Genomic DNA, 3,771 nt, shown 5'->3' on the forward strand with positions numbered 1-3,771 from the left:
CTGTCGCCATCCGTTCGTTTCCGGCTCGCGATGGCAAGCCTGCAACGCACTTCCGCGAGCAGACCGCCGCTGTGTTGCGTGAGGGCGATTTTCCGTTGCCGTTCACCATCAGCCTTGACGAAGATCAAGCGCCATACGTCGAAGGTTTCTACGTCATCGATCCCAAGTCGATGCAGAACAACAAATACGGCGGTTTGGAGTTCGGTCGTCGTATCCGGCTCATTGCCGATCTGACTGCGAAGGCTGCACAGCCTGCGGCGCGGGTCGCCTAATTCAATGGCACAGCAAGCGCTCGTCCTCTATTGCGTGCAGTACGACCAGCAGGCTCAGACCTGCACGCAGCAGGCGTGGCTTCCTGCGCCGTCACTCCTTCCGCCTCTCTCGACCGGGCAGGCGGGGCAGCTTCTCGGCGTCATAGCGTTGGTCTATGCCGCTGCATGGGGTTGGAAGAAGCTCGGTCAACACACTCAAAAATAGGGAAAAAGCAATGGATATCGACGTTTCGGCAGCAGCAACGGCGTTTGGTGGTGTGGTGGCAGCGGTGGGCCTGATCGGCGCGGCAAAGATTCTGCCCAACGCCGCCATCAAGGCGTGGAGCTGGATCAGTTCCGCCATTCGCGGCGGTTGATCCACGGGGAGTAAGGGGAGGGGGCTACGGCCCCCTTTTTCTCATGGGAGAAACGGTATGGAAGGTTGGTTAGTGCTATGGGTGGGAATGCACGCGCTGCACATCTTGTTCGACGACTGAGGGTGTGGCTGTGTGCCGCGCTGGTCGTGTGTGTGGTCGGCGCGGCCTACGCTGCTGGTGTCGATGTCAATGCGACTTCTGCACGCTACACGGGCGCGACGGCTACTGGCATTCGCACATCGGTCACGATGGAGGCTAGGGTAACCGGCGTGGTCAATGGTGTGCGTCAGTACACCGCCGCTGTGCCTGTGTCTTCCGCCACGCTTGGCAGTTTGGCCCGTGGCGCGGTCAAGCGTGGTTTGGGCTGGTATGGCGTTGCGTTGATGGCGAAGGATCTGATCAATGGTGCAGGCTGGGTCATCAATGAGTTGAAAGAAGAGGTGCAGACCCCTTCCGTTCCTGGCAGTGAAGCCCCGCCCGGTACGTTGATGGTCTGCAAGGGCGGAGCAGCCGGCAATCACTGCACGCCTGCCTCGAACCCATCAGGGTTGTGCGGCTATATCCAGAGTCTCCCCGGCGGTTACACCATGTGCACCGTCGTTCGTGCTGATCCGGAATGGGGCTTTGTGCAATATCAGGTCACCGAGGGTGGTGGCACTGAGCTTGCCGCCTATCAACGGTTCAATGTGGCTATGCCGATCTACGGCACCGGCCAGGAACCTCGCACCATCAGTGATCAAGAGCTAGGCGATTTGATGAAGCAGTCGCCGCAGGTCATAAACGCGATATTGATCGATCCCGAAACCGGTGCGCCGATTCGCACGAAGGAGCTGACCGATGCCATCAATAACCTGCGCAAAGAGCTTGAAGCGGCCAATGGTGTTGACCCTGGCCCCGATACCCCGGCTGCGCCCGATCCCTCGAAGCCAGAGCGTCTAGAGAGCGATTGGCCTGGGTTCTGTAATTGGGCAGGTGTTGTTTGCGACTTCATCGATTGGGTCAAGAACGAAGACACCGGGCCAGAAAAAGAGCTGCCCGAGCAGGAGCTGAAAATTGATCCGGATTCGTGGAGCAGCGGTGTAGGCGAGGGCGCATGTCCAGCACCTCAGCAGTTCGCGTTTACGGTCGCCGGTCACGCGGCAAACGGTGAATTTTCCTTTCAGCCGCTCTGCGATTTCTCGACGGTGCTCAAGCCGTCTTTGATCACGGTTGCATCCATCGTCGCCGTCATGATCCTTGCCGGCTTGCGGAGTACTACCAGCAAATGAAAGCCCTTTTGCAGTCTCTCTTTGGCGATGCGATTGCGCGTCTGCTCGGCGGTGCCGGGCTGTCGGTCATCAGCTATGCCGCGATCACGCCTGTGGTTTTGGCCGCGCTCAACCTCGTGTCCTCGCGCATGAGCGGGCTGAGCGCGGATGTGGCGAGCCTCGCATTGATGTCTGGTGCCGGCCACGCGATGAGCATCATCGGTTCGGCCATCATGGCGCGCATGGCGATCAACGCTGCCGGCGTTGGCATCGGTAAGGCGGTGGCGAAATGATCTACCTTGTGACCGGGATGCCCGGCAACGGCAAGACGCTGTACGCCGTCGATTTCATCAAAAAGGCCGTGGAAAAGGGCCGCAAGGTCTACACCGATATCAAGGGCTTGACCCTGGCCGGCGTTGAGCCTGCGCCCGACGATTGGCGCACCCTGCCCGATGGCTCGTTGGTGGTGTACGACGAAGCGCACAAGCGTTTCCCGGCGTTCAAGGGCAAGGGACGTTCGCCGCTCAAGATGGTGCAGGACATGGACGAGCACCGGCATCGCGGGTTCGACATGATGTTTATCACCCAGTGGCCGGACAAGATCGACAGCGAGTTGTTTCGCCTGGTCGGCACGCACTGGCATTTGAATCGCGCGTTCGGCTTGCAATCGGCGTCCCTGTGTGCGTTTACGCGCGGCGTGATGAACCCCTACAGCGCCACTGCGCGCAAGGGTGCCGATGAAAGCATCTGGTCTTATCCGAAGGACCTGTACAACGTCTACAAGTCGTCGTCCATGCACACCGACGCGCACAAGTTCAAGCTGCCGGCCAAGATCCGCAATGGCTTGATCACCGCGCCGATGATCTGCCTCGTGCTGTGGGGTCTGTACGCATTCCTTGTGCCATCGGTGCCAAAAAAGGAGGGGCCGGCACCGGGTGAGCGCAGCGCAGCGGAGACGAACCCGGTGACAGCACCGACGCTGATTGCACAACCGCTTGAGGTGTCCGATAAAGCCCTCGCCACGGGCGAGTACACTTCGCTGACCGGTCCGTCTGTTCCGGCTGTCGCCGGCTGCGTCGACAGTCATCGTGGGTGCCGCTGCTGGAACCGCGACGGCTTGCAGATCGACCAGACCCAGGCCGAGTGCCGGCGCGTGGTGGACGGCCCGCTGCCCATCAACATCTACCACGCGTACACCACGTCCGCCCCGGCCACGCAGCAGCCCGCCAAGGCCGAGCAGGACGCGCCGCAGGGGCAGGGTGCTGCAACCACTAGCGGTGTGACCATCGAGCGCCAGACGCGCGCACAGGGCACGTTCCCAGAGTCTCCCGGCTATCAGGGCCAGACCTACACAGGCCCGACTACGCTCGATATGTGATTTTGGGGTGTAGGGGCATAGCCCCTACGGATAACGCCTCACCCTCGCCGTGGAGTTCGAGGCCCACGCGTGTGCCGGACCACCCGCGCTCGATCGGCGGACCCCGCGCCATCCACCACTTAAGACCGCTCTTGCTGCCTGCGCTCGATCACGTCCCGCAGGTAGATCACGTTGGCAGCTCTTGACCTATGCGGCGGCTTGGGCACGTATAGGCGTCTGTACTGAGGGTTGCACGTCCTCAGCTTCGCTTCGTCCATCATGGCTGACCATTCCCGCGCGAGGCTCGATGTCAGCGCCAGCCAGGTAAGCTGGGTCGCCGTGAATGCCTTTCCCTCCGGGGTCACCAGCTCGCCCCGTACGAACGAAAAACCGGCCCAGGGGCCGGTCAGTTGTCGATCACGCATATGCCAATCTCCATTTGGCGTGCCATCGTCGCCGCCGCGGCGTGATCGCAGTAGCAAGCGAAGCCAACAGGCGAAGTAGCGCCCTGACATAATATACATTATGCGAAGTGTGCT

General features: G+C 61.1%; 6 protein-coding genes. 5 read left to right on the top strand and 1 reads right to left on the bottom strand.

Annotated elements, in window-relative coordinates; genetic code table 11:
• The 5 genes from J7396_RS22200 to J7396_RS22220 all read left to right on the top strand — a co-directional run.
• Positions 1-272, top strand: a 272-nt coding sequence (locus J7396_RS22200) for a single-stranded DNA-binding protein (RefSeq protein WP_209262159.1), incomplete at its 5' end; no start/stop codon positions are given.
• Between the two features lie 155 nt (positions 273-427).
• Positions 428-628, top strand: a complete 201-nt coding sequence (locus J7396_RS22205; RefSeq protein WP_209262160.1) for a major capsid protein — start codon at positions 428-430, stop codon at positions 626-628.
• Positions 629-750: 122 nt separating this feature from the next.
• Positions 751-1,896: a virulence factor TspB C-terminal domain-related protein gene (locus tag J7396_RS22210; RefSeq protein WP_209262161.1), complete on the top strand. Its 1,146-nt coding sequence runs from the start codon at positions 751-753 to the stop codon at positions 1,894-1,896.
• Complete coding sequence (locus J7396_RS22215; protein ID WP_209262162.1) at positions 1,893-2,168, top strand: DUF2523 family protein; 276 nt, start codon at positions 1,893-1,895, stop codon at positions 2,166-2,168. Before J7396_RS22210 ends, J7396_RS22215 begins: the two co-directional genes overlap by 4 nt.
• Entirely contained in the window at positions 2,165-3,253 is a 1,089-nt protein-coding gene (locus J7396_RS22220; RefSeq protein WP_209262163.1) for a zonular occludens toxin domain-containing protein, read from the top strand. Before J7396_RS22215 ends, J7396_RS22220 begins: the two co-directional genes overlap by 4 nt.
• Positions 3,254-3,372: 119 nt before the next feature.
• Here J7396_RS22220 and J7396_RS22225 read toward each other — a convergent pair whose 3' ends face one another.
• Positions 3,373-3,756 carry a DUF3653 domain-containing protein gene (locus tag J7396_RS22225; RefSeq protein ID WP_343237472.1) on the bottom strand — a complete coding sequence of 128 codons (384 nt, stop codon included), beginning with the start codon at positions 3,754-3,756 and terminating at the stop codon, positions 3,373-3,375.
• Positions 3,757-3,771 lie beyond the last annotated feature (15 nt).

The sequence above is a fragment of the Xanthomonas sp. A1809 genome, from assembly GCF_017746015.1.
GTDB lineage: Bacteria > Pseudomonadota > Gammaproteobacteria > Xanthomonadales > Xanthomonadaceae > Xanthomonas > Xanthomonas euvesicatoria.

Bases quoted from the DNA above. Each gene is read 5' to 3' on its own strand.
- J7396_RS22205 (WP_209262160.1), top strand. From the start codon at position 428: ATGCCGCTGCATGGGGTTGGAAGAAGCTCGGTCAACACACTCAAAAAT.
- J7396_RS22215 (WP_209262162.1), top strand. From the start codon at position 1,893: ATGAAAGCCCTTTTGCAGTCTCTCTTTGGCGATGCGATTGCGCGTCTG.
- J7396_RS22220 (WP_209262163.1), top strand. From the start codon at position 2,165: ATGATCTACCTTGTGACCGGGATGCCCGGCAACGGCAAGACGCTGTAC.
- J7396_RS22225 (WP_343237472.1), bottom strand. From the start codon at position 3,756: ATGTATATTATGTCAGGGCGCTACTTCGCCTGTTGGCTTCGCTTGCTA.